At 41.5% G+C, this 22340-nt stretch carries 21 protein-coding genes; 11 read left to right on the top strand and 10 right to left on the bottom strand.

The window, feature by feature from the left end; genetic code table 11:
- Positions 1-138: 138 nt before the first annotated feature.
- The 4 genes from BMW86_RS17745 to BMW86_RS17730 form a co-directional block, all read right to left on the bottom strand.
- Entirely contained in the window at positions 139-1137 is a 999-nt protein-coding gene (locus tag BMW86_RS17745; RefSeq protein WP_089783055.1) for a FecR family protein, read from the bottom strand.
- 81 nt (positions 1138-1218) lie between these two features.
- Complete coding sequence (locus BMW86_RS17740) at positions 1219-1785, bottom strand: RNA polymerase sigma-70 factor (RefSeq protein ID WP_089783054.1); 567 nt, start codon at positions 1783-1785, stop codon at positions 1219-1221.
- Between the two features lie 231 nt (positions 1786-2016).
- Positions 2017-2781, bottom strand: coding sequence for a M90 family metallopeptidase (locus BMW86_RS17735; protein WP_089783053.1), 765 nt, complete (start codon positions 2779-2781; stop codon positions 2017-2019).
- 87 nt (positions 2782-2868) lie between these two features.
- Positions 2869-3276: a fasciclin domain-containing protein gene (locus tag BMW86_RS17730; protein ID WP_089783052.1), complete on the bottom strand. Its 408-nt coding sequence runs from the start codon at positions 3274-3276 to the stop codon at positions 2869-2871.
- A gap of 141 nt (positions 3277-3417) precedes the next feature.
- On the opposite strand from BMW86_RS17730, the gene BMW86_RS17725 reads away from it, so the two are divergent.
- The 8 genes from BMW86_RS17725 to BMW86_RS17690 all read left to right on the top strand — a co-directional run bounded on the left by BMW86_RS17725 (position 3418) and on the right by BMW86_RS17690 (position 9188).
- A complete protein-coding gene (locus BMW86_RS17725) occupies positions 3418-3891 on the top strand; it encodes a hypothetical protein (protein ID WP_089783051.1) in 474 nt (157 codons plus the stop codon).
- A 24-nt stretch (positions 3892-3915) separates the two neighbouring features.
- A complete protein-coding gene (locus BMW86_RS17720; protein WP_089783050.1) occupies positions 3916-4245 on the top strand; it encodes a hypothetical protein in 330 nt (109 codons plus the stop codon).
- Positions 4246-4267: 22 nt separating this feature from the next.
- The gene (locus BMW86_RS17715) at positions 4268-5131 is read left to right on the top strand and encodes a hypothetical protein (protein WP_089783049.1); all 864 of its coding nucleotides are present in this window, start codon (positions 4268-4270) and stop codon (positions 5129-5131) included.
- Between the two features lie 5 nt (positions 5132-5136).
- Positions 5137-5811 carry a response regulator transcription factor gene (locus BMW86_RS17710; RefSeq protein ID WP_089783048.1) on the top strand — a complete coding sequence of 225 codons (675 nt, stop codon included), beginning with the start codon at positions 5137-5139 and terminating at the stop codon, positions 5809-5811.
- Between the two features lie 2 nt (positions 5812-5813).
- Positions 5814-7139: a sensor histidine kinase gene (locus tag BMW86_RS17705; protein ID WP_089783047.1), complete on the top strand. Its 1326-nt coding sequence runs from the start codon at positions 5814-5816 to the stop codon at positions 7137-7139.
- Positions 7140-7338: 199 nt separating this feature from the next.
- Positions 7339-7995 (top strand): DUF1361 domain-containing protein, encoded by a 657-nt coding sequence (locus tag BMW86_RS17700; protein WP_089783046.1) that lies wholly within the window; start codon positions 7339-7341, stop codon positions 7993-7995.
- Positions 7982-8449: a hypothetical protein gene (locus BMW86_RS17695; protein WP_089783045.1), complete on the top strand. Its 468-nt coding sequence runs from the start codon at positions 7982-7984 to the stop codon at positions 8447-8449. The genes BMW86_RS17700 and BMW86_RS17695 overlap by 14 nt, the downstream gene beginning before the upstream one ends.
- Positions 8430-9188, top strand: a complete 759-nt coding sequence (locus BMW86_RS17690; RefSeq protein WP_089783044.1) for an oxygenase MpaB family protein — start codon at positions 8430-8432, stop codon at positions 9186-9188. Before BMW86_RS17695 ends, BMW86_RS17690 begins: the two co-directional genes overlap by 20 nt.
- Positions 9189-9221: 33 nt before the next feature.
- Here the strand turns inward: BMW86_RS17690 and BMW86_RS17685 are convergent, their stop codons facing one another.
- The 6 genes from BMW86_RS17685 to BMW86_RS32555 all read right to left on the bottom strand — a co-directional run bounded on the left by BMW86_RS17685 (position 9222) and on the right by BMW86_RS32555 (position 18479).
- The gene (locus tag BMW86_RS17685; protein ID WP_255372940.1) at positions 9222-10532 is read right to left on the bottom strand and encodes a vanadium-dependent haloperoxidase; all 1311 of its coding nucleotides are present in this window, start codon (positions 10530-10532) and stop codon (positions 9222-9224) included.
- 201 nt (positions 10533-10733) lie between these two features.
- Complete coding sequence (locus BMW86_RS17680) at positions 10734-11846, bottom strand: TFIIB-type zinc ribbon-containing protein (protein ID WP_089783042.1); 1113 nt, start codon at positions 11844-11846, stop codon at positions 10734-10736.
- Between the two features lie 3 nt (positions 11847-11849).
- Positions 11850-12965, bottom strand: coding sequence for an SPFH domain-containing protein (locus BMW86_RS17675; protein WP_089783041.1), 1116 nt, complete (start codon positions 12963-12965; stop codon positions 11850-11852).
- A gap of 126 nt (positions 12966-13091) precedes the next feature.
- Positions 13092-16694 carry a TraB/GumN family protein gene (locus BMW86_RS17670; protein ID WP_177189293.1) on the bottom strand — a complete coding sequence of 1201 codons (3603 nt, stop codon included), beginning with the start codon at positions 16692-16694 and terminating at the stop codon, positions 13092-13094.
- Positions 16695-16801: 107 nt separating this feature from the next.
- Positions 16802-18268, bottom strand: coding sequence for an RICIN domain-containing protein (locus BMW86_RS17665; RefSeq protein WP_089783039.1), 1467 nt, complete (start codon positions 18266-18268; stop codon positions 16802-16804).
- A gap of 31 nt (positions 18269-18299) precedes the next feature.
- Positions 18300-18479, bottom strand: coding sequence for a hypothetical protein (locus tag BMW86_RS32555; RefSeq protein WP_143056607.1), 180 nt, complete (start codon positions 18477-18479; stop codon positions 18300-18302).
- A 77-nt stretch (positions 18480-18556) separates the two neighbouring features.
- Here BMW86_RS32555 and BMW86_RS17660 point away from each other — a divergent pair, with 77 nt between their 5' ends.
- Genes BMW86_RS17660 through BMW86_RS17650 form a run of 3 tightly spaced genes read left to right on the top strand, consistent with a single transcriptional unit; the run spans position 18557 to position 22335 of the window.
- Positions 18557-19144 carry a (2Fe-2S)-binding protein gene (locus tag BMW86_RS17660; protein WP_089783038.1) on the top strand — a complete coding sequence of 196 codons (588 nt, stop codon included), beginning with the start codon at positions 18557-18559 and terminating at the stop codon, positions 19142-19144.
- Positions 19141-20118 (top strand): FAD binding domain-containing protein, encoded by a 978-nt coding sequence (locus BMW86_RS17655; RefSeq protein WP_089783037.1) that lies wholly within the window; start codon positions 19141-19143, stop codon positions 20116-20118. Before BMW86_RS17660 ends, BMW86_RS17655 begins: the two co-directional genes overlap by 4 nt.
- 9 nt (positions 20119-20127) lie before the next feature.
- The gene (locus BMW86_RS17650; RefSeq protein WP_089783036.1) at positions 20128-22335 is read left to right on the top strand and encodes a xanthine dehydrogenase family protein molybdopterin-binding subunit; all 2208 of its coding nucleotides are present in this window, start codon (positions 20128-20130) and stop codon (positions 22333-22335) included.
- The last annotated feature ends 5 nt before the right edge of the window (positions 22336-22340 follow it).

The following is a 22340-nucleotide window of genomic DNA, read 5'->3' as shown; positions in this document are numbered from 1 at the left end:
AATTGAATTTCTTTTGTAAAATTTGAAGCATAAAAATCCCTTCACCAACGACGGTGTTCAAAAAATGGGATGTAATAATTGATTATTTTAGTTCAGACAGGGATGATCTAAGTAATGAATGTCATCATAGTATTAAGATTAATTTCCAATAACCTGATCGGTTAGATATATTGTATTGCCACTGATTACGTAATTTACCCCGAGTGATTTTTTAAAGACTTCTAATATCTCTGGCAGGTTGAAATCAGCCAGATCGGCACTAAGCACGTTATCATTCAGTTTTTCATTGTCCACTTTAATATCTACTGAAAACTTTTTATTAAGTATGCTGATAATATTCCTCAGTGATGTATTTTCAAAAGATAATTTAGTTTTATACCACATCCTCACACTAGCCTCATCTGTTTCCTTACCGGCTACCAGTTGATGTTTAGTATAAATAAAGCTGGCTTTTTGTGCAGGATATAACATCACTTCCTGTGTACCTGATTCAGCTGCTGCCGACTGACGGTTATTGATGCTTACTGAAACCTTACCGGTTATTACAGAGACTTCAGCTTTATGTGTATTATCAAAATCCCGAACGCGGAAGCTTGTCCCCAAGACTTTGGTAATGATGCTTCCGCTATTAATAATAAACGGATGTGCTATATCTTTAGTGACTTCAAAAAAGCATTCCCCTTTCATGTGGACCAGCCTTGATGGTCCGCTGAAGTTATTGGGGTACAGCAGTGTTGCACCCGGGCTTAACCAGACGATACTACCATCAGGCAGGATCTGTTTATAAATAGATCTTGTCCTATTAATTAATGAGATCTGTGCTTCGCTATGCGGTACTCTTTTATTTACCACGAACAGGCCTGCGGCAATTAATATGGCCGCTGCGATAGCTGTTTTAAAATACACTGTTTTAATCCAGGCCAATTTAGTACTGTGTTTCTCCGGCTGAATATTGTTTAAAATATTACTCAGCATGAGAGATTCCAGTTTGGCCCGATCTTCTTCGTTTAATGCAGAGATATGATCATCGTCATTTTCAAAAGACGCATACCACTCTTTTACAAGCAACGCTTCTTCATCAGTACATTCGCCATCGATGTATTTTTTTAACAATTCAGTAGAAATGTCGTTACTCATGTAAAGAAGGTTTTAATGCTGGCTTATATAGATATGTCGTGTGGGAGGATAGGTATCCCCTAGTCTATCCAAAAAAAATTATTACAGGAAATATAACATAAAATGGCTGAGGCTTAAGCGTAGTTGTTTAAGCGCCTTGGTGAGATGGTTTTCTACTGTTTTTTCAGATATGGCGAGGTAAGAGGCTATTTCTTTATTGGTTTTATACTGATTACGGCTCAGTTCATATACCGACCGGCATTTTACGGGTAGCTGGCTAACTTCGTAATCGATGACCTTTTTAAGATCATTTGTGGAGAGAGTATTTTCTGTGGAGTGATCTATTTCCGTTGCGTTGAGTTTGAACAGGGCTTTGTGCCTGTTCCTTACCTCTTCCTTGCGGTATTGATCTATAATCTGGTAACTTATTGCTTTATACAAATAGTTGGCCAGCAGCGTATCTATTTTAAGCTGACCGCGCTTTATCCAGAAAGCAGTAAAAAAGTCCTGCACAACTTCCTGCGCTGTTTCATTATCTTTTAAGCGCTGATAGGCGGCAGCGTATAGCTTTTTCCAGTAACGTTTGTATATTTCTTTAAACGCGTTAAGTTCGTCCTTTTGTAATAAGGCTACAAGTTCTTCATCAGTTAGCTCAACATAACTATTCATAACTAAGCAGATAACGCCCGGAATCTAATAAGTGCTATTCAATCACATGATATCAACATGAAGATCTAAAAAAATATTGTTATAAACAATAGCACGGCAGTTAGTTATTTTGAGGTCGAAAATCAACTAATATATTGATTTACAGCATTTTAAATTCATCATCAGATAAACAACAAAAAGCTTCTAAAAGAATTACAGATACTTTTATTGTTTAGCAGACACTTTACGGGCTTATTTTTCAGGTGTTTGCCCGAATATCCGGCTGAGTTGTTCGTAGATTTCGGGGTGATGCTGTTTTAATTCTCCCGGTTTCTGAAAGAAGTACTCTGAGGCTACTGCCAGAAATTCGGCTTCATTGGTTACAGCATATGGATTGATATCTGAATGCCCGGCTTCTATGCGTTGCATTTCATGGTGGATCATTTTAAGCCAGGGAATGGTGTATTCATGTTTCATCAGGTTTTGGGGTATACCATCTGTTGCCCCGTCCGACATATCCAGTAAATGAACGAATTCATGGATGGCGGTATTCTCCGCACCTGATGATTTGGAAAAGCCTTTTACCAGTGCTGCTCTTGACAAAAGCATTTGTCCGTTCATATAACCGGAACCCACCATACCCAGGATATTCCTGTCTCCACCTTCAAACTGGTATTCATGGTTGAATGTATCAGGGTATAGTATCACATTCGTCAGGTTCCTGTATTTCCAGCTGGGGAAACCAAAAATGGGGATTACTGCTCCGGAAGCAACCATCACCCTGTCCACATCAGTTATTTCCGTCCCTACCCCTTCAATATGAGTAACATTTAGAAACTCCTTTACCAATTTCTCAAATCTTGCTTTACCTCCATCATCCAGTTTCTGGTAATATTCAATATGCTCATTTAGAATTACTTTATAAGCATCTTCCGATGGTTTATTCCTATTTCTTTTGCGAAGTGGAAAATATCCTCCCAATATTATCATCAGGGCTATTATAATTATTGCGGTCATAGTTAAATGTAAAATAATATGCTTATTGGGCAAAATAAAGCCCGTAAACTTTTCGTTTACAGGCTTATAATTTTAAAAGCGGAGTTATTATTTTACAAACACAATATCTGTAGCATACATGATCCCATTGGATATTTTAGCATCACGTAAAAGGACACCAGCTCCACCCACATTTACTTTACCATTCTTTATTTCTACTATTAACTGATTACCGTTTATTGTCGTCAGACTGTCCCCGTCTTTCAGATTTTTGAAAGGTACTATTCCGTTCACTATATGATTATTCATCAAATCAGTCAGTTTCAGCTTGTTCTGAGGCTCCAGGAGATCATCCATAAGTCCCTTTTCCAGTTTCTCAAAAGCGATGTCAGAAGGGGCAAACAACGTAAACGGACCGGTACTGCTCAGTAACTGGTCAAGATCCGAAGAATGTACACCTTTCTTTAACGTTTTCAGGTTTTTATCAGTGTTAACAACCTGTGTTATATTTGACATAATAATAATTTACCTGCCGGTAGTATAACCGGCAACATGGAAAGGTACACTTAATAAGCCGGTTTTCATTTTTTCTTCATGTTGGGGTTCTAAGTTTGTATCGACAAGCAAATTATTATTAACTTATCAATTGAAAAATTTATGAAAACGACACTTTTTATTATCGCCGCTTCTTTATTCACAGGTATTGCATCAGCTCAGGAGATTAAAGCAAAACAATCCACCAATACATCTGCCTCTGTACAGACTGCTGCAAAAACCAGCGGATCAGCGAAAGTAAATAGTAAAACTGCTATCGATGCTAAGAGCGATGCTGCTGCGTCTGCAAAAAGCCAGGCAAACAGTTCTGCCAAAGCTACACAAACTACTGCAGTAGCTACCGGCAACGAAGTAAAGCAGACAACAGCAACCGTTGCCGACAAGTCTGTTAAGACTACACAAAGTGCGAAAGTAGCTACCACCAATGAAGTAAAGGCTGTAAAACCAGACGCAAGTGTAAAAACAACAACTAAAGTGGCTGCTTCACCTTCAGTAAAAGCAAACACCAGCATTAAAACTCCACATGTAAAAACTGCTGCAAATGTGAAAACAAATGTAAAAGTGGGGATCAGGTAATAAAATTTAAATACTGTTTTTAATATGAACAAAGGGGCTTTTTACCGGTATGCAGGAATAATTATTATCCTCTTAATCGTTTCCCTGAAGAGTTGGGGTAGTGTAACACTACCCCAACTTAATCACAAGGCTGCGTCCACATGTCTGGCGCTGCAGGATTCTATACCACCCAGGAAACCTGTAGAAGCAGAGCAAAAACAGGAACAGCCTGTGACAGATGCCGTTATCAAAGAAGTTCCCAAAGCAAAAAAACAGATAAAACCTATAGCAGTACCTACAACAGTGCTTCCTGTAAAAGCACCTATCGTAAAACCAAAAATAGTGATCAGGAAAATAGGTGTCCGTATTCCTTAACACAGCACTTAAATCAACGACCATGAAACAGATATTCTATCTACTGCCAATATTATTTTTCAGTGTTGTATGTCAGGCTCAGACGGATAGTACATTACAGAAAGACACTGTGCCAGCCGAAAAATCTACGCTTACGCTTGGAGTTAGTTATGCGAATAATGCCAATTACTATGGGATGAAATCTCAGGAAAAAATGGCCTATGTAGCAACGGTAGGTTCTTACCATCACCGCTCCGGCTTTTCCCTGAACGGTTTAGCTTACAAGTTACTGAATGACAGCGCTCATTTTGTTTCCGCGTATACATTGGGTGCCGGTTATGGTTTTAAACTCAGCAAACGCCTGTCCGTTGACCTGAGTTACACTTATACTTTTTATCCTAAGCTCTCCCCTTTCCTGCAAGCTGCTAATCCACATACAGCCGGCTTAACTATCACCCATACCAGTTGGGTTACAACCAGTCTTGGAGTGGACTATGCTTTCGGGAAAACAAACGACGTCTTTACTACCCTTGGTATAAGTAAACAAATCAATCTGTTTAGTCTGGGTGCAAAAGATATCGTCACACTTACTCCGTTAATAGATGTGACAGGTGGTACACAAAGATTTTATAAATACTATATCACAGAGAAAAGTCTCAGGGATAGTTTGCTTGGCGTGCTTACCCCTATTCTGGGAGGAGGTAATAGTTCAGGTTCAACTACCAGCAGTCAGCCTTATACCAGTTTCGATCTCTTATCTTACAATCTAAAATTACCTTTAGCATATAACAGGGCCAGCTATCTTGTAGAAGTTGCCTGTCAGCTTTCACTCCTAGGACAAAAAGCACAGGCAGACCCGGGAAAACTCAATTCATTTTTTACTGCAAGCTTTTACTACCAGTTTTAAAAGATATGAAAGTATTAATTATTGAAGATGAAAGGGGAATGGCCCTGGAAATGGAAGACTTTCTTATAAAGGCAGGATATCTTTGTGATCTTGCCTTTACGGCAAAACAGGCAAGACAGTACATGGAAGAAGGCCCTTATGATTTTATCTTACTCGATCTGGGGTTACCTGATAAAGATGGATTACAGGTACTGGAAGAAGCTAAGCAAATATGCCAGGAAGCATCTTATATCATTCTAACGGCCCGGGGTAAATTAGAAGATAGAATAAAAGGGTTGGATCTGGGAGCAGATGATTATCTTCCTAAACCTTTTTCATTGCTGGAATTACAATCGCGTATGCAGGCGATCAGCAGAAGAAAATCAGGATTAAAAGATAACCTGGTATCATTAGGGGATTTCACTATCAACTTCAGTAACAGAATAGCTTTGTTTGAAGATACAGATGTAGGATTGTCAAAAAAAGAATTCGATCTGTTGAGTTATATGGTATTGAATAAGAACCGTCCTCTTACACGTATGCAGCTGAGTGAACATATATGGGGCAGTTTTTCAGATGATGATTATGATTCTAATTACATTGATGTACACATAAAAAATATCCGTAAAAAAATGACAGAATACGGACCGGTAGACTGGTTACAAACCATCAGGGGGATTGGATATAAAATTAAACTGTAATCGTGAAGCTGCTTACTAAACTTACACTTACATCTACCCTTTCCAAGATTGCAACGGTGATCCTATTCATCGTATTGCTGCCTTTTCTTATTAACAGGGTGGCTTTCCAAAGCACGAACGGCCTGTTAAAACAACAGGCTAAAAAAGTAATGGACAATATCCGTAATAACGGGATCGATTACTATTTACAGGGAGATTCTACTTATGGAAGTTATACCCTGCTTAAAGAAGAATATATTTCCCTGGAGAAAGCCAGAAACATTTATAATGAAGATACTATCCAGACAGCACAACGAATTATAGAGGGAGATACTGTGATGTACCGTGTGCTGAACCAGGCATTCGAATACAATAATCAATTGTATGAACTGGAAATAGGGAAAACGATTGCCTCTATCAGTCAGTATAATAGTCCGTTGCAGAAAATAGCTTTATATGTACTGGGGATATTGATCATATTAACCCTTCTGATAGAACTTTCCTTTACACGGATTCTGCTTAGACCATTGCAAACCATCATCCAAACTAAATTAATAAATCCTGTTTTTCCATTTAAAGAAGCCCCTCTTCCCATTCCTACAACAACGGTTGATTTTAAGTATCTCGATGCCTCTCTTATTTCGTTGATGAATCGGATAAAAGAAGATTTTGACAGGGAAAGAGAGTTTACTTCCAATGCTTCTCATGAGCTGATGACACCGATTGGTATCCTGCAAACCAAGATGGAAAACCTGATGTTGTTAAATGATCTTGAAGAGCCCGCACTGGAAAAGATCATGGAGATGATGAAAACACTTAACCGCTTAAAGAAAATCGTTCATTCCCTCTTATTAATATCGAGAATAGAAAATGATCAATACGCCAGGCAGGATAGTATTCAGCCTGAAAAAATGATAAACGAGATCATAGAAGAATTACAACACAGGCTTGAAGACAGGAATATCAGGATGTTTGTTTCTTTACAACCCAATATTATACTACATCGGTTAAATCATGATCTGTTATTTCAGTTATTCTATAACCTCATTAACAATGCTATCCGGTATAATAAAGAGAACGGAAGTATCGACATTAGCGATGACATTGCACCAGACGGTTCTTATACGGTTTTTATAAAAGACAGAGGAATAGGTATTGAAGCCGCAGATATTGAAACGATATTTAATCGTTTCAGGAAGAAAAATGCGATAGAAGGCGAAGGTTATGGACTGGGCCTCGCTATTGTAAAAAGTATTGCGGATTATCATGGTATTAAATTAAAAGTAGATTCTCAGGTAGGCATGACTACCACCGTTAGTGTGAATTTTGGAAAATCATCATCGCTGTAAACCTTCTCTTTTATTTCTGACCAAATAGTAGGTTTTATTTTTTTGTAATGATGCTTCGCATCCTTACAAAAAAATCGAAGGGGTTTTGCAGGGCGAAGCCCTGCACCCAAAAATCAAAGTAAATTAGTTAGTGTTAAACTTTTTCTATTACTTTGTATCTCAAAGTACTTTTATCTAATTAAATTAACTCTTTATTTGTATGATAAAGAATATCTCTCCTTTGGAAAGGATGTTGCTGGTATCCATTCTTTTTAATATGTTATTGCTATTAGTACGGGTCTATTTTACAAAAGAATTAACATATGGATTTTATATCTGGAATACATTTTTAGCTGTGCTCCCTTTATTATTCAGCCGTGCCCTTTTTAAACTGGACAAATGCAACTTCAAAGCAATTGTATTAATGGCCTGCTGGCTGCTATTTTTCCCGAATGCACCTTATATGATCACGGATCTTTTTCATTATGTTAAAGAACCGCCTGTGCCTCAATGGTATGATCTGTTACTGGTAATTACAGGGGCCTGGAATGGTTTGTTATTAGGTATTGTATCCCTTATGCAGATAGAACAGTTTTTATCCCGGCATCTGAAGATGATATGGGTAAAAACGATCGTTATTATAAGTTTTGGTTTGTGTGGCTATGGCGTTTACATCGGCAGGTTTTTACGGTTTAACAGCTGGGATATAGTAATAAATCCGGTAATGGTCCTTTCCGCTTCTGCTCATCATATTTTTCAACCATTTGAAAATATCAGATTGTGGGCATTCACTCTTTTATTTGGTACCATGTTCGGCATTATTTATTTCACGCTACAACAACTGGGCATCAAAAAACAAGCTGATGTTACGTATTAAAATATGTATATGGATGATGATAACCGGACTTGCGATAAGTGGGCTCACAGCTTTTCCGCTAGAGACTGAACTTGAATGGCTGGTTAATCATAGTACCTGTTTTCCGGAAGGAATGAGTAAATGGTTTGATACTATATACCTCGCTATACTGACAACTAATCAGCATTATCCTTACTTAAGCTATGGTACAGACTGGCTTGCTTTTGCACACCTGATGCTGGCATTGCTTTTTATCGGTCCGCTTAAAGATCCTGTTAAGAATGTGTGGGTGATAGAGTTTGGTATGATGGCTTGTGTGTTCATTATTCCGCTGGCTTTTATTGCAGGTTATATTCGTCATATCCCTGTTTTCTGGCGGATTATTGATTGCTCCTTTGGTGTGGTGGGTATTATACCGTTAATTATTTGCTATAGGGATATTAACCGCTTACAACATGAAACACTTCGTAAATGAAGATTCTATCGTACGGGAAATCTGGGGAAAGTCAGATACTGTGCTGTTTATTTTTGCAGGCGCTGCCGCTGAATTTGCATTGAATAAAGCTGTAGACTGGCTTTACTTCACCGGCAGATTACCGGCAGATCCTTTAGGCAGATTATTTTCTACCGTTGCCTATTCCCAGCGGATCATCTTCTCAACAAATGAGGCCGCCTATGCTGCCATCGATCAGATTACATCTATTCATAAGCAGGTAGAAATTTCCCGTGCTGCGCAAATACCCGACTGGGCATACAGGGATGTATTATTCATGTTGATTGATTATTCCATCCGCGCATATGAACTGCTGGAACGCAAACTTACATCAGCAGAAAAAGAAGATATTTTTAATGTCTTTCATACAGTGGGTATGCGTATGCAGTTGAAAGACCTGCCTGCTAATTATCACAACTGGACAATTGCACGCGACATCCATTTAAAGGAAGATTTGCGGTATAGTGATTTCACGGATGATCTGTTTAAAAAATACCGTGAACATCTTGGAGTAATGCGGTATTGGTTATTAAAAAAAATACAGGCATTAATAACACCGAAGCTGGTGAAAGAATTATTATCCCTGCGTAATGCAAATGTATGGTTGCCGGTACTCTATCTGTATAAACTAAGCAGTATAATAAAATTACAAAGTTGGTTGAGAGATCTGCTTTTGCCTGTGAAATATAAAACTCAAATAAAACAGCTGAATGCTTATTAATGAAGGTCTGCTTTTAAGCAGACCTTCACAGTATTAATACCTCAATCCCAATACTCTTTCTGCAATATTTTCACCTACCTGTTTTCCTACTTCACTATCGAACTGGTAATGGATACCTCCATATACTCTTGAAGCTGCTGCTTCGTCTGTCATATCGATAAATGTGCTAAAAAAACGTGGTGTAAATCCTTCAGGGACTTTCTGCTTATCGGTAAATGAAAAGCCATCACCAAAATAAGCTGCCAGTATATGACCAGCCGCGCTGGTAAATGTAGCATGGCCGGAGATGTAAGAAGGAAAAGGAGGTGTGCCTATCAATGGCAGCCAGCTGCTATCTATGTTTGACCGGATATACGTAACAGGACGCAGCAGGTTGTACCTGTATTTGTATTTCCAGCAAAGGATACCTGCATCATTTAAACCTATTCCTACCTGTGCAAAAAGCTTTGCAGCAGATGAAAGACTCAAATGCTGCTCACTTATTAATTGAGCTGTAATAGCTATCAGATGGCCGGGAGGAGTAAAAGTTCCTCCTCCGTCGGCCCAGTATCTGGCAATAAGGTTCTTCTCAGGTGAGAGTGTTATACCTGTATGATATACAAGGAATGCCTCATTGTAAAATACTGATGTTGTATCTGTTGAATATAATGGTGGAAGTATGCCCGCCTGATCGGGTGTATTAGGTCTGATAATCGGACGGTTATTCCCCCAGTAAGGCAGCATAGCCGGTTGAAAAAGCGGCGGTGTTGGCACCCATAATCCTGCGCCTGCCGGTGGTACATAATCTGAGGGAAATGTGTTTAAATAACCATCTTTCCCACCATCAGATGTTGACCACTGGTAGATACTTCCTGCTACCTGCCTGCCGTAGTTAACAGAACGGATTATTTCGTCCTGCGCACAGCTATCTGAAAACGCTTCCAGGTTATCGATCTCAAGCTGAGTTATCAGTGCAAGATTGGCAGCACTGGCATTAGGAAACAGGTTCTTTGTAATAACAGCCAGCGCACTGTTGGCGGCAATTGTCCAGTTATACTTCTTCCCTCTTTCAGGAACCGGAACATAATGGAGCCCGTTCAACTGCCCTTTTAATGAGGAAGCACCACCTGCTCCCCATACTACTGATTCATACAAGGTTATACCAGTATAAGCAATAGCTCTTGCAGCCACCGGCGGTGTAAATCCTCCGGTTTCCTTTATCAGTTTCAATTGCAGCTGGTACCATGAAACGGCAACAGCAGCATCATTTCCGGAAGTAGCATGCAGGACGGCAGTTTCATTGATTAGAGGTAAATGATCTGGAGCATTTTCCCTTTTACAGGCGAATAGACCCAAAACGAACATGAGATAAACCAAGCATGATCGTAAACAAACAAATTTCATTTTTTTTCAAATTAAAAGGTTAACAATGACAGGGTTAATAAGTAGCCAGGGATTTAAATCATGGCAAAGGTATGAAGTGGGTACGTAGTGTATTTGCGTAGTAATTGCTATAAATAAAAAAGCTCCAACATGGCTGTTGGAGCTGAAAATATTTTTATATCTCTATTGTTTAAAGCAATAGATAAGAATGATGATAAGTAGCAGCGCTGCGATGACAGTTAGTGTAATTTTAACCGCACTATAAGGACGTTCACCCACTACTTCACCTGTACAGGCATTGATAGTGAAATGATACAGCTTATTGTTGTATTTATAGGCGCTGATCCAGGCCGGTAATAACAGGTACTTGAGTGCAAGGTCATGATAAGTTACATCGTAATTACTGATGGTTTGCTCATCACCTCCTATATCACCACAGATAGTATCACGAATGGTAGGGTCCATACGGGTTTTAGCCTCTTCCAGTCCTTCTTCCGGCTTTATCTGGTAAAGTTCAGAGCGAAAACCGCTTACATACTGTTCGTTATAATGTACCAGCGCTTCCATACGCCATGGTTCCAGGCGATTCGCTACTTTCTGAGGCAGTGAATTACTGGCGGAAACAAGTACATCATTAAAACTATTCATCACTGTTCCACTGGCATAACTCCAGGAGGTATGACGTACCTCCCTTGTGCGGGTGACCTCTTTGCCGTCAACAGTTTCTGTATAGGTTTCTGTTGTGTAATAATAGTCGCCACGACGCCCTTCATAATCGGTAGTTGTGTTAGCATCATAACTCCAGTGCGGAATATATACTCCTTTAAACTGGCGTGCGTCGCTGGTAACCATTTTAGAAAGGTCCGAAGGGGCAAACCATAATTTGCTTAACCATTTACGGAAGCTCTCTGAAGCCTGTTGCTGTGGAACTAAAAACGGTAATACGTAATGTGGTTTTACCAGTTGTTTATTCTCTATGTCACTGAGTACGAGCGGACTGGTACAAAAGACACAATTATCTGAGTTGACCTCTGGCGGCAAAGTGGTTGCAGCCCCGCAGTTCTTGCAGGAAACCACTTTCTCCGTTTGCTGGTTTACATGGCCATTATTGTTGTCAATAAAGGTCTGATAATCGAAAGAAACGATGGGACTGTTGTCCGTGCTGGCAATTTCATTTGCAGCCCCGCAATACGTGCATTGCAACTGATGGGTACCAGGTGCAAAATGCAGGGTGGCTCCGCAGTTACTGCATTGAAGGGTGGTATTAAGGATGGCGGTTTGTTCGGCCTGAGGCATAGTTTATACGCTGGGTAAAGGTGGTGGTACGTTGTTAAATAAATCTGCCAGTTCAGGGACAGTGCTGGCAACAGCCCAGGCGGCCATTCCCTTTTTCCATACCTGACTTTGCTGATTGATAGTGCCGGCAGCTACCAGTTGTGATAACTGTTCCATTGTATAAGGACCAGCCTGCTGACCATTCACAGCAGCGAAATACTGGACTGCTCCGGGTAATGGTGGCGGGCCATCGTTACCTTGTTGTGGTTGTACTGTATTAGGCTGGAAGATATTGCCTAACTGGCCACCTATAGCCATACCCACACCGGCACCCAGACCAGCGCCTGCAAGGCCTCCCCCATTCGGGTTGGTGGCTGCCTGTTCCATTGCATTGGCTGCCTGAAACTGTGCATAAGCTCCCAGGTTACCAACAATGCCCATGCTGCTGCGTTTGTCCATTACGGCCTCTACTTCAGGTGGCAGGGATATATTCTCAATCAGGAACTTGGTAAGTTCCAGCCCCAGTTCATTAAACTCGGGTTGTATCTTAGTGGTAATAAGTGCGGATACTTCGTCGTAATTGGCCGCCAGATCAAGTACAGGAATTTTAGCCTGTGCAATGGCATCCATACCACGGGTAATAGCAACGTTACGTAACTGCTCGTTCACCCCTTCTACTGTAAATTCAGGGTTAGTGGCAGCTACTTCTTTTATAAATTTACCGGCATCCTGTACGCGGAAGGCAAAACTGCCGAAAGCACGAAGACGTACCGGGCCGAATTCTGCATCACGCAGCATTACCGGATTACGGGTACCCCATTTCTGGTTCACAAACTGACGGGTACTTACAAAAAATACATCTGCCTTATAAGGACTGTTAAATCCATATTTCCAGCCTTTCAGCGTGGTGAGAATAGGCATGTTTTCTGTAGTCAGCGTATACATTCCTGGTTTGAAAACATCTGCTATCACCCCTTCATTCATGAATACAGCTAACTGCGATTCACGCACAGTAAGCTTGGCATTCATCTTAATTTCATTCTGGTAGCGGGGAAACTTCCAGACAATGGTGTCGTTGGATGTATCCACCCACTCTATAATATCAATGAATTCGTTCCGGAGTTTATCAAAAAGTCCCATATATGAGGTTTTTATAGAGGATGAAATTAAGTTAAAGTGAGTATATATTGTATACCTGAGGTAAATTTAAAGTAAAGCTTTGTAATCAATGATTGCAAGGCTTTACTTTTTAAGTGAAAACGGGCATCAATTTGTTTCTGCACTTTCTTCTTCCAGGTAATTTTTATAGGCTTTCATAGCCTCAGCAGAGAGCTTTTTCTTATCTGTCACCGTGCTTTTTTCACTGATTGTGTGAATTAACCCAGGTTCAGTATTGAGCTTAGTGGGATCCAGTGGATGAGGACCGTTCAATACATATTCCCAGTCTTCACTCTCATCGGTTTTATAGCGGTATAATACGAGCCATTCAGCAGGTTGTTTTCCCTGCTGCACCTTTACGCGGGTCACCTGTTCGATGTCTGTTATAGTATAATCTTCGCCCATATAATAAGCTACATAGCTGCGTCCCAGCAGCTCCTGGGTGAGCAGGTGACGGATCTGAGACAGTTGTTTGTCATTTTGTACCGCCTGAATAAATGTGTATGCTTCGCTATTATCTGCTAAAACGCTGTTGAGTGTTTTGTCGTCAACATGGATGCCTTTATTCATTAAACCACGTGCGCCGAGGCTACGTAACGTCATCACGGTATCCGCCAACAGTTGTCTGAAACCTGTTGCCACGGAAGCCGGCATTCCTGGTAACGCGAGTATACGACCAGTACTCAGCAGGCTCCTCTCCAGCTTCCAGTCGTTATCTTCATCCGGTTCCCTGTTTTTCCATTCTTTTAACAGACGTTCAAACTGTTGCATTATACCCGGCAACAGGCGCTCAAGACCATACCTGTCAAACTGAGGGGAAAGCCATAATGAATCACCGTAAGTATATGCGGTAAAAGCCTGCAGAAAACTTACGGACCGTTCTGCAGTGGCGATCATGGCAGGCATGTATTTTTGGTACAGACTGTCATTTTCGAAAGAGTAAGAGAAAATGTTACTGCCGGCAATAGCACTTTCCGGCATTTCGGGTGCAAGGCGCAGGAATGTGCGAATAGCAGAATCCGAAGGTATTCCGTTCAGGAAGCGCAGGACCCTTTCTCTTTCCCAGGCATCAGTTGTATTGGGAAAAAGCCGTTCGGCTGCATGCACAACATTATCATCAGCCAGGTCTTTTAGCGATAACAGCAACTGCACTTTTGCATTATTCTCACCGGTATCCGCAGGAAAAGGCTTTGCCAGTGCATCTATAATAAACCCTTTATCAGCGCTGTCAGGCTCCAGATTATCCAGGTAATTATGGGCGATATTAAATATTGTTGTATCGGTACTTTGCAGGTCCTTCAAAAGCATAGACAGTCTATTTTCCTGTAACCGGAAAGTATCGGCCTTCTCCCGGCTTCCGGGGTGAAAGGAAGCAAGAAACTGCTGTGCATAACCCGTCTGAATTACTTCTGCCGGCATAATAACAGACAGGCGATAAATGGTATGACCAGCCACTACAGCTCTCCGATACCAACGCAGACCGGTATGACGCCCCTTCATCTCTGTTTCATATACGGGCAGTCCTTCCCAGACAGATTGTTTGTGGCTGGTAATAATAAAAGTAGTGTCTTCAGAATGTACAAACTCTTTCAGGAGACTGTCTGGTTTGTTATTGTAGTAACGGGCATATTTGTCTACTTCTGCTACGTACATGGAGTGAGAAGTGCTGTCCATCGCTCTGTACAAATAAACATGTACACGTGATGATTCATCGTAATGGCCAATAGCCCCACCGGTAAAAAGTTCGGGACCGGCTATAGTAAAACTGCTATCTGTTGGTACAAAGGAAATCGCAGGTGCCTGTGCTTTCAAAGGAGATATGTGAAAGCCATTGAGGAAACGTTGCCAGTAGCTGCTGTCTGTACGTACGCCATCATAAACACAAAGCAGGAAGTATGCAAGATTACCCCTTGGTATGAAGTGCAGACGGGATATAAAACCATTACTATGATTATAGATCAGCTGGTATAATGGCAGGCCCTCCCGTTCGGTTACAGTCGAATCAATCAGCTGTAAAGTACTGTCTTCCTGAAGCAGCATTGCACGGACGCCTTCCAGTACCTGGTTATCATTGATGTTATAATAACCCCTTTGCATCTTTTCGATCCGCAGTATATATGAGATGTTATTGGCATCATCCAGACCAGAATATGCTTCCACAGGGCGTACACCTTCCTTGTTACCGGATTGTATATGGTTTACATCCAAAGGCAGCATGGCAGAGAAACCTAATTGCGGGCTATTCAACGTATCATATATTGTTACAGGCCGCGCAATATCATAAAAACGTACAGATTTGAAAAAGTCCTTTCTGGAACTGCTGTCTTTTTCTCCGGAGTTGTACATAAATACAAAAGCCCTGTTATTGCGGATGAACAGACGTATATACAATGGAACATTCTCTTGCAGCAGCACGGCCTCTGTACCGGGAATATTACGGTAGGTTATGGGATAGGATTTTTGCAGCTTCGCATTACCCTGCCTTGCCATGTTAGCGATCATCGTATTTACCAACTCCCGCTTATCCATTCCCAACTGAGGAATATCTATAGAAAAAGCAAAACCGACATCACTGCCGTTGTTGCCTATGTACATTTTCCGGTTCATGTTGGGTATAGGATAACTAATTGGAATGCCGGGAAGCATCACGCTGTATCCGTCTGCTATTTTATTCAGTGAATATCCTTTCATGCTGTCCAGCCGCTGGCGATCACGTTTTGCAGCACCGGTAAAAGTTGCTTTTACAGAAGTAACCGTATATCCTTTTGCACGAAGCAATGATATGATGCCTTTCTCTCCTGGCAAATGAGCTACTCCAACAGCAGCGAAAACACTGCCTTTGTTGATCAATAAAGCCAGGTTATCTGCCATCTCAAGATTACGCACTACCAGCCCAGGCCCTTCATCACTATCTTCAGATTGAGCGCTGTTCACAAACTTTGATATCTTTTCCAGATCTGCCTTGTAATACATGTTAACGAGTGAATCCAGGAAGTTTACCCGTGTATTGAAACGATCTGTTTTCTCTTTCGCGTCTCCACTTCCGGCATCATGGTAACCAAGGGTCCACAGGAATACTTCTTTCTGCATCTCCGAGAAATCAGCACTCATAATATGCAACTGATTCTGTAACCGTTCCAGGCTATACACAGATTTATGAAGACCTGTAGCTTTCTGATGCAGCCAGCCATCCAGGAATATATTTTCCCCTTTCTGATCAGTGTTCTTGCTAAGCGCCTCTTCTTCATCAAGGAGCAGCTTTTCCACAAACCACATACGTTTCAGCTTCAGTTGTGCCAGAGGAGCCCCGGTTTTTTCGATTATCAGACTGTCTATGTAGTGGTATTCATCTGCTGTCAGCAGGCGACGCATATGATTAACAGTGTCCAGTAATGGTCCTTCCGGCGACAGCATATACGCCATCATCGAATCAAGATCTACCTCCATGGCAAAAGAGTTAGCGTTCCGTAGTGCAGTGAGCACAGAGTCGCTGAACTCGAACACTCTGTTGTCTGTGAGGTGCATGGTACCAAATAAGAAGGAAGGCGAAGCCATCCCCGGACCATTAATACGCCAGAGCAACTGGTAATGAGACCTGTTATCATTCTGGGCGCGTAAAACGGTTGCTGGTACCAGCAGGGCTAACAGTATGAAAATGCGGATAAAATGTGCGGCACAGCAATGCCGACGACCGATATAGGAATAGAACATATAACAAAAGTAATAAAGTCGGGGCATGTACGGAATTCCAGATGGGTTTCTACTAAAATAAAAGCAGTGCAAATGATAGATTTGCACTGCTTTTATTTTAGTAATGATTACAATGAAGTTATCTGCCACTGCTGGTTAGCACCGCTATTCCAGTTCCACTGAATAACACTGCCACCATTAGCTGTTGACTGTCCGTTTACATCCAGTGAGAAACCACTGTTCCTATTCAATATCTTGTAATATCCAAATCCTATGTCTATTATCTGCCATTGCTGATTGGTACCTCCGGAATAATCCCATTGTATTACTGCGGCTCCTGCAGTAGTAGACTGTCCGTTAACATCCAGTCCCTTACTACTATTCCTGTTGATAACAGAAGTATAGTTACTTCCCAATGCATTAAACAGCCATTGCTGATTAGCTCCTGCCCAATAGTCCCACTGATCAATGCTGGCACCATTTGCAGTTGACTGTCCATTTACCTCTAATGATTTACCACTATTTCTATTTAAAACTTTGTAATAAGTTCCTGCAGTAAAGGATGCATAAGGAATGGTTACGGAGCCTGTACCCCATGCATATTTTAACCTGGTTAATCCAGAGCTGTTACTTGTTGAAAGCGTTGTGCCACTTAGTGTAAACATACTATAAGTATCTCCTGTCCTTAACCCTGGCCAATAAATACTGCCTACGCCCAGATCATGTAAAGAATTGGTCATGCCCTGCAGGTAAGTATTATTTACATTGGAGCCTGGTGCGCCGGAATAGTTAGTACCATCCGTCATGACAGTACCAAATTCTGTTACAATTGTTCTTGCAGGATATGTAAGCGATTTTACCGGCCGTTCCCAATCTGCTGTTGTTGTTTTACTTGTTTCAAACCAGGTATAATCATGAAAAGAAAGCATACAGCTGTCAAAGCGGCTATCTGCTCCTATTGTATTTACATCCGAAGAATATCCAACACCATCCAGTACAAATCTGTTTTTGGGCACGCCAGGATATCTGGTCACAAACTGATTATACAAATTTTTTAAATCTGTTGAATTATAACCATGAGGTTCATTAAATACTTCGAAATAGATTAACGCATTTGATCTGTAATTAGCGACTATTGTATCCCACATCTGCCAGAAAGTAGTACTGTTATCAACCAATCCGTCTTTGGAAGAGGCACCTTCCCAGTAACCCAGCAATACTTTCATATTTTTAGAAGATGCTTTGTTGATACTCCCTTTGTAGGATTGCCACCAGGTATCTAATACTGTTGCAGGATTGACAGGCAGACGTACTGTATTTACACCGGCGGTCTGAAACCCGGTTAATATGTTGTCTGCTTTAGTTTGAATAGTGGCGTAACTGTCGGAGGAGGTAGTACCTGACAACACAAGCTTATCATCAGCAAAATTGTCCCGGCTATCGGCCCAGTTAACACCTTTGAAATCTGCAGAAGTAAGCGCTGCAGCCAATGCTATTGTATTTGAAGGGGGGTCTTTTGCAAGACTATCATGCATGTCTTTTTTACAGGCAAAACAAATCATTACAATGCTAAGAAGGGGAATCGTTGTTTTCATGTGGAATTTTTAAATTATGAATATCAGGATATTACGTGGATGGCATCTTTCCCGATTGCGGGTTATCAATATTAATTGTAAAATCTACACTTAAATTTAATAACTCCTCTTCAGCCTGCAAAATATTTATTTCATTATATACTGTTAAGCCTGGTAAATTTGGAATTATTTGATTTTTGCAGGTTATCGTTTGATTTTCATTATTTCTCATCCGGAGATTTTAATAGTTTTATATGAGGCATTAACATGCTTATTTCTTATATTTAGTTATAACCATTGCATATCATAATGGAAAAACAAACCTATAGCAGACGTTTTTTCTTAACCACCTCTTCATTACTTGCAACATTTGCTTTTATACCTGAGAGTGTAAAAGCATTCTACAGCAATGTCAAAAAACTGGTGATCAGACCTAAAGAAGAGTTACGGTTTCTTGTTACCATTAACAAGAAAAAATACAGGATAAATGCAGATTCCCGCACTACTTTACTAGACCTTGTAAGAGAACAACTGCAACTGACCGGTACCAAGAAAGGTTGTGACCATGGCCAGTGTGGCGCATGTACGGTTCATGTGGACGGGCAAAGAGTATTGAGTTGTCTTACATTAGCCGCTATGGTGCAGGATAAAAACGTAACCACTATTGAAGGTCTGGCAGATGGCGACAAATTGCATCCCATGCAACAGGCGTTTATTGAATGTGATGGTTTCCAGTGTGGTTATTGCACGCCAGGACAGATCATGTCAGCTGTTGCCTGTGTCAATGAGGGACATACTGGTTCTGTAGAGGAAATAAAAGAGTTTATGAGTGGTAATCTTTGCCGCTGCGGCGCTTATAACGGAATTGTTGAATCTATTCAAAAAGTTGCCAGATGAGACCATTTACACTTAGCAAGCCTTCCACTATCAGCCAGGCGGTATCTGGCAAAAATGAGGCGGTACGATATATTGCAGGTGGCACTAATCTGCTGGACCTGATGAAAAAACATATTTCTGAACCCGATGCTCTTCTTGACGTTACTACCTTGTTATCGGATACGGTGCAGTCTGCTCCCAAAGGGATACGTATCGGCGCTATGGTACGAAACAGTGTGGCAGCTTCAAATTCCGACATCCGTTCAGGATTTCCACTGGTGGCCAAAGCCATTTTAGCGGGCGCCTCCCCGCAAATAAGGAACATGGCGTCCATGGGAGGTAATCTGTTACAACGCACCCGTTGTCCATACTTTTACGACATTACAATGCCCTGCAATAAACGGAAACCAGGTAGTGGTTGCGGAGCCAAAGATGGTGAAAACAGGATGAGTGCTGTTGTCGGGTATAGTGAACATTGTGTGGCGGTACATCCTTCTGATTTATGTATTGCTTTAGCTGCCCTGGATGCGTCTGTTATAGTTACCGGGAAAGATCAGAAGGCTATAGCTATACCTTTTAAAGATTTTCACAGACTACCTGGCAGCACGCCGGAAAAGGATAATAACTTACCAGAAAATGCCATCATCACGTCTATAGACATCCCCGCTAATGCTTTCAACAAAAACTATGCGTATCTGAAGGTGAGAGACCGGGATTCATATGCTTTTGCACTGGTATCAGTAGCCGCCGCCTTACAACTGGACGGGCTGAGGATCAGAGAAGCCAGACTGGCATCGGGAGGCGTTGCACACAAGCCCTGGCGCTGGTATGAAGCAGAGCAGTTTTTAAAGGGGAAAGAGGCTACACAGGCAACTTTTAGCCAGGCAGCAGACATTGTGATCAAAGAAATAAAACCGCTCTCGAATAATGGCTTCAAATTACCTATGTTAAAGGGTGCTATTGAAGTAGCGCTTCAAAATTGTTTAACTGCTTAATATAATACCATGGGATTCTTCGATAACCAGCCGGATATTCAGCATATACCAGAGGGCCGTATAGAGGGCATAGCCAAAGTAACCGGCAGTGGAAAATATGCAGCTGAATACAAGGTAAATAATCAGTGTTACGGTGTTTTAGTAGGCAGTTCGGTAGCCGCCGGCACTATTAAAAGTATCAGTCTTGATGACGCGAAACAGGTGGCAGGGGTAATTGATATCCTTACACATCAACACAAACCATTCGTACCCGGTTTTGCTGATGAGGCAAAAATAAAAGAGGCACATTTTGGCTTACCCATCTTTTATACTGATAAAATTTACTTCAAAGGCCAGCCAATAGCAATGGTAATTGCAGAAACACTGGAAGAGGCTACTTATGCCGCATCACTGGTCTCTGCAGATTATACTATTGACAAGGCTAATGTTGATTTCGATAAATCCCATCCTGGAATTGCTGCCAGTAACACCGGAAAAGAGAGAGGTTCTCTGGACTCCTGGAGCAATGTACCATATGTGACAGAAGCTGAGTACACTATTCAGAACGAGGTGCATAATCCCATGGAAATGCATGCTACAATTGCCCAGTGGACCAGTGATGACAAACTGAAACTTTACGATAAAAACCAGGGAGTAAACAATGTACAACGAACTTTTGCAAAGCTGTGGAATATTCCCACTGGTAACATTGAAGTAATCAGTGAATTTGTAGGTGGCGGATTCGGTTCCGGCCTGCGTGTATGGCCTCATACATTTGCTACCATTATGGCGGCACGGCAGGTAAAGCGTCCGGTAAAACTGATGCTTACCAGACCACAAATGTTTTTACTGGTGGGTTACAGACCGGCATCATGGCAAAAAATAAAAATAGGTGCAGACAGCAATGGACAATTTGCTGGTATATGGCATATCGCCAAACACAGCACTTCTGTTTACGAGAATTTCGAAGATGGCATTACCCGTATAACACGCATGGTATATAAATTCAGCAATTTAAAAACAGAGTCTGCAATTGTACCGCTGAATTTGAGTGCTCCTACCTGGATGCGCGGTCCGGGTGATTGCACTGGTGCCTTTGCGGTGGAATGTGCTATTGATGAATTAAGTTATCAGTTGAAACAGGACCCGGTTGAACTTCGTTTAAAAAACCTGGCCATTGAGAAAGATCCTGAAAACGGTAAAACCTGGTCTACTAATTTTTTGAATGAAGGCATTCAAAAAGGAGCGACAATGATCAATTGGAAAAACCGGCAACCAGTGCCTGGTCAGGAAACCGATGGAGACTGGAAAATTGGTTATGGTATGGCTGTGGGCATGTGGGGCGCCGGGCGTGGTAAGGCCGGAGCCTCTATTAAAATGCAGCGGGATGGTACGATTACTGTGCGCACTGCGATGACTGATATTGGTACAGGGACCGGTACTGCTATGCAGAACATCGCACATGATTTTACCGGTATATCCAAAAACAATATAAAAGTTGAACTGGGTAATTCCAATCTGCCACCTGCACCGAGTCAGGGAGGCAGTACCGGATTGTCTTCTATAAGCGGTGCTGTAGTGGCCACCTGTGAGGCATTAAAGCAAAAGCTGGCCGGGTATGCTTCCTTGCAAAACGACGTGTATAAAGATGCGTTGGCAAAAGATATATTACTGTCAGATACCGGCATCTCTTATAAAGCTAATTTTATTTCATATGCTTCACTCTGGGAAAAAAACAACCTGGACCTGGTTGAAGCAGAGGCCAGTTCCGGCCCTGGGGAAGAGCGGCAGAAATTCTCTTTTTGCTCATCTGCCGCACATTTTTGCAGGGTAAGGGTGCATAGCAAAACAGGTAAAGTGAAAATTGATAAAATGGTATGCGTAGTAGATGGTGGTAAAATTGTAAATGAAAAAGCTGCGGCCAACCAGGTATCAGGTGCAGCAGCCGGTGGCATCGGGATGGCCCTGATGGAAGAGCAGCCTGTGGATACCCGTTATGGCAGTCTTGTGGGCAATGATCTGGCCGGGTATCACTTTGCAGTGAATGCTGATTCTCCGATCGTTGAAGTAGCATTTATCAATAAGCCTGATGTTAACATCAACCCTACAGGTTCAAAAGGCCTCGGGGAAGTTGGTATTATTGGTTCTGCCGCTGCGATTGCCAATGCCATCTATAATGCTACAGGCAAGCGTTTGCGCAATCTGCCCATTACGCCTGATAAGATTTTACAAGCTTAGTTTGT

The organism is Chitinophaga sp. YR573 (genome assembly GCF_900110995.1).
Lineage (GTDB): Bacteria > Bacteroidota > Bacteroidia > Chitinophagales > Chitinophagaceae > Chitinophaga.
The sequence above is the reverse complement of the archived record's forward strand: the minus strand, read 5'-3'. Positions and strand labels throughout refer to the sequence as shown.

What these genes read in the sequence shown, in the direction of transcription:
- BMW86_RS17725 (WP_089783051.1), top strand. Translation starts at nt 3,418, where the DNA reads ATGAAAACGACACTTTTTATTATCGCCGCTTCTTTATTCACAGGTATT.
- BMW86_RS17700 (WP_089783046.1), top strand. Translation starts at nt 7,339, where the DNA reads ATGATAAAGAATATCTCTCCTTTGGAAAGGATGTTGCTGGTATCCATT.
- BMW86_RS17670 (WP_177189293.1), bottom strand. Translation starts at nt 16,694, where the DNA reads ATGTTCTATTCCTATATCGGTCGTCGGCATTGCTGTGCCGCACATTTT.
- BMW86_RS17740 (WP_089783054.1), bottom strand. Translation starts at nt 1,785, where the DNA reads ATGAATAGTTATGTTGAGCTAACTGATGAAGAACTTGTAGCCTTATTA.
- BMW86_RS17720 (WP_089783050.1), top strand. Translation starts at nt 3,916, where the DNA reads ATGAACAAAGGGGCTTTTTACCGGTATGCAGGAATAATTATTATCCTC.
- BMW86_RS17735 (WP_089783053.1), bottom strand. Translation starts at nt 2,781, where the DNA reads ATGACCGCAATAATTATAATAGCCCTGATGATAATATTGGGAGGATAT.
- BMW86_RS17665 (WP_089783039.1), bottom strand. Translation starts at nt 18,268, where the DNA reads ATGAAAACAACGATTCCCCTTCTTAGCATTGTAATGATTTGTTTTGCC.
- BMW86_RS17695 (WP_089783045.1), top strand. Translation starts at nt 7,982, where the DNA reads ATGTTACGTATTAAAATATGTATATGGATGATGATAACCGGACTTGCG.
- BMW86_RS17675 (WP_089783041.1), bottom strand. Translation starts at nt 12,965, where the DNA reads ATGGGACTTTTTGATAAACTCCGGAACGAATTCATTGATATTATAGAG.
- BMW86_RS17730 (WP_089783052.1), bottom strand. Translation starts at nt 3,276, where the DNA reads ATGTCAAATATAACACAGGTTGTTAACACTGATAAAAACCTGAAAACG.
- BMW86_RS17710 (WP_089783048.1), top strand. Translation starts at nt 5,137, where the DNA reads ATGAAAGTATTAATTATTGAAGATGAAAGGGGAATGGCCCTGGAAATG.
- BMW86_RS17685 (WP_255372940.1), bottom strand. Translation starts at nt 10,532, where the DNA reads ATGTTCGTTTTGGGTCTATTCGCCTGTAAAAGGGAAAATGCTCCAGAT.
- BMW86_RS17660 (WP_089783038.1), top strand. Translation starts at nt 18,557, where the DNA reads ATGGAAAAACAAACCTATAGCAGACGTTTTTTCTTAACCACCTCTTCA.
- BMW86_RS32555 (WP_143056607.1), bottom strand. Translation starts at nt 18,479, where the DNA reads ATGAGAAATAATGAAAATCAAACGATAACCTGCAAAAATCAAATAATT.
- BMW86_RS17715 (WP_089783049.1), top strand. Translation starts at nt 4,268, where the DNA reads ATGAAACAGATATTCTATCTACTGCCAATATTATTTTTCAGTGTTGTA.
- BMW86_RS17650 (WP_089783036.1), top strand. Translation starts at nt 20,128, where the DNA reads ATGGGATTCTTCGATAACCAGCCGGATATTCAGCATATACCAGAGGGC.
- BMW86_RS17655 (WP_089783037.1), top strand. Translation starts at nt 19,141, where the DNA reads ATGAGACCATTTACACTTAGCAAGCCTTCCACTATCAGCCAGGCGGTA.
- BMW86_RS17745 (WP_089783055.1), bottom strand. Translation starts at nt 1,137, where the DNA reads ATGAGTAACGACATTTCTACTGAATTGTTAAAAAAATACATCGATGGC.
- BMW86_RS17680 (WP_089783042.1), bottom strand. Translation starts at nt 11,846, where the DNA reads ATGCCTCAGGCCGAACAAACCGCCATCCTTAATACCACCCTTCAATGC.
- BMW86_RS17690 (WP_089783044.1), top strand. Translation starts at nt 8,430, where the DNA reads ATGAAACACTTCGTAAATGAAGATTCTATCGTACGGGAAATCTGGGGA.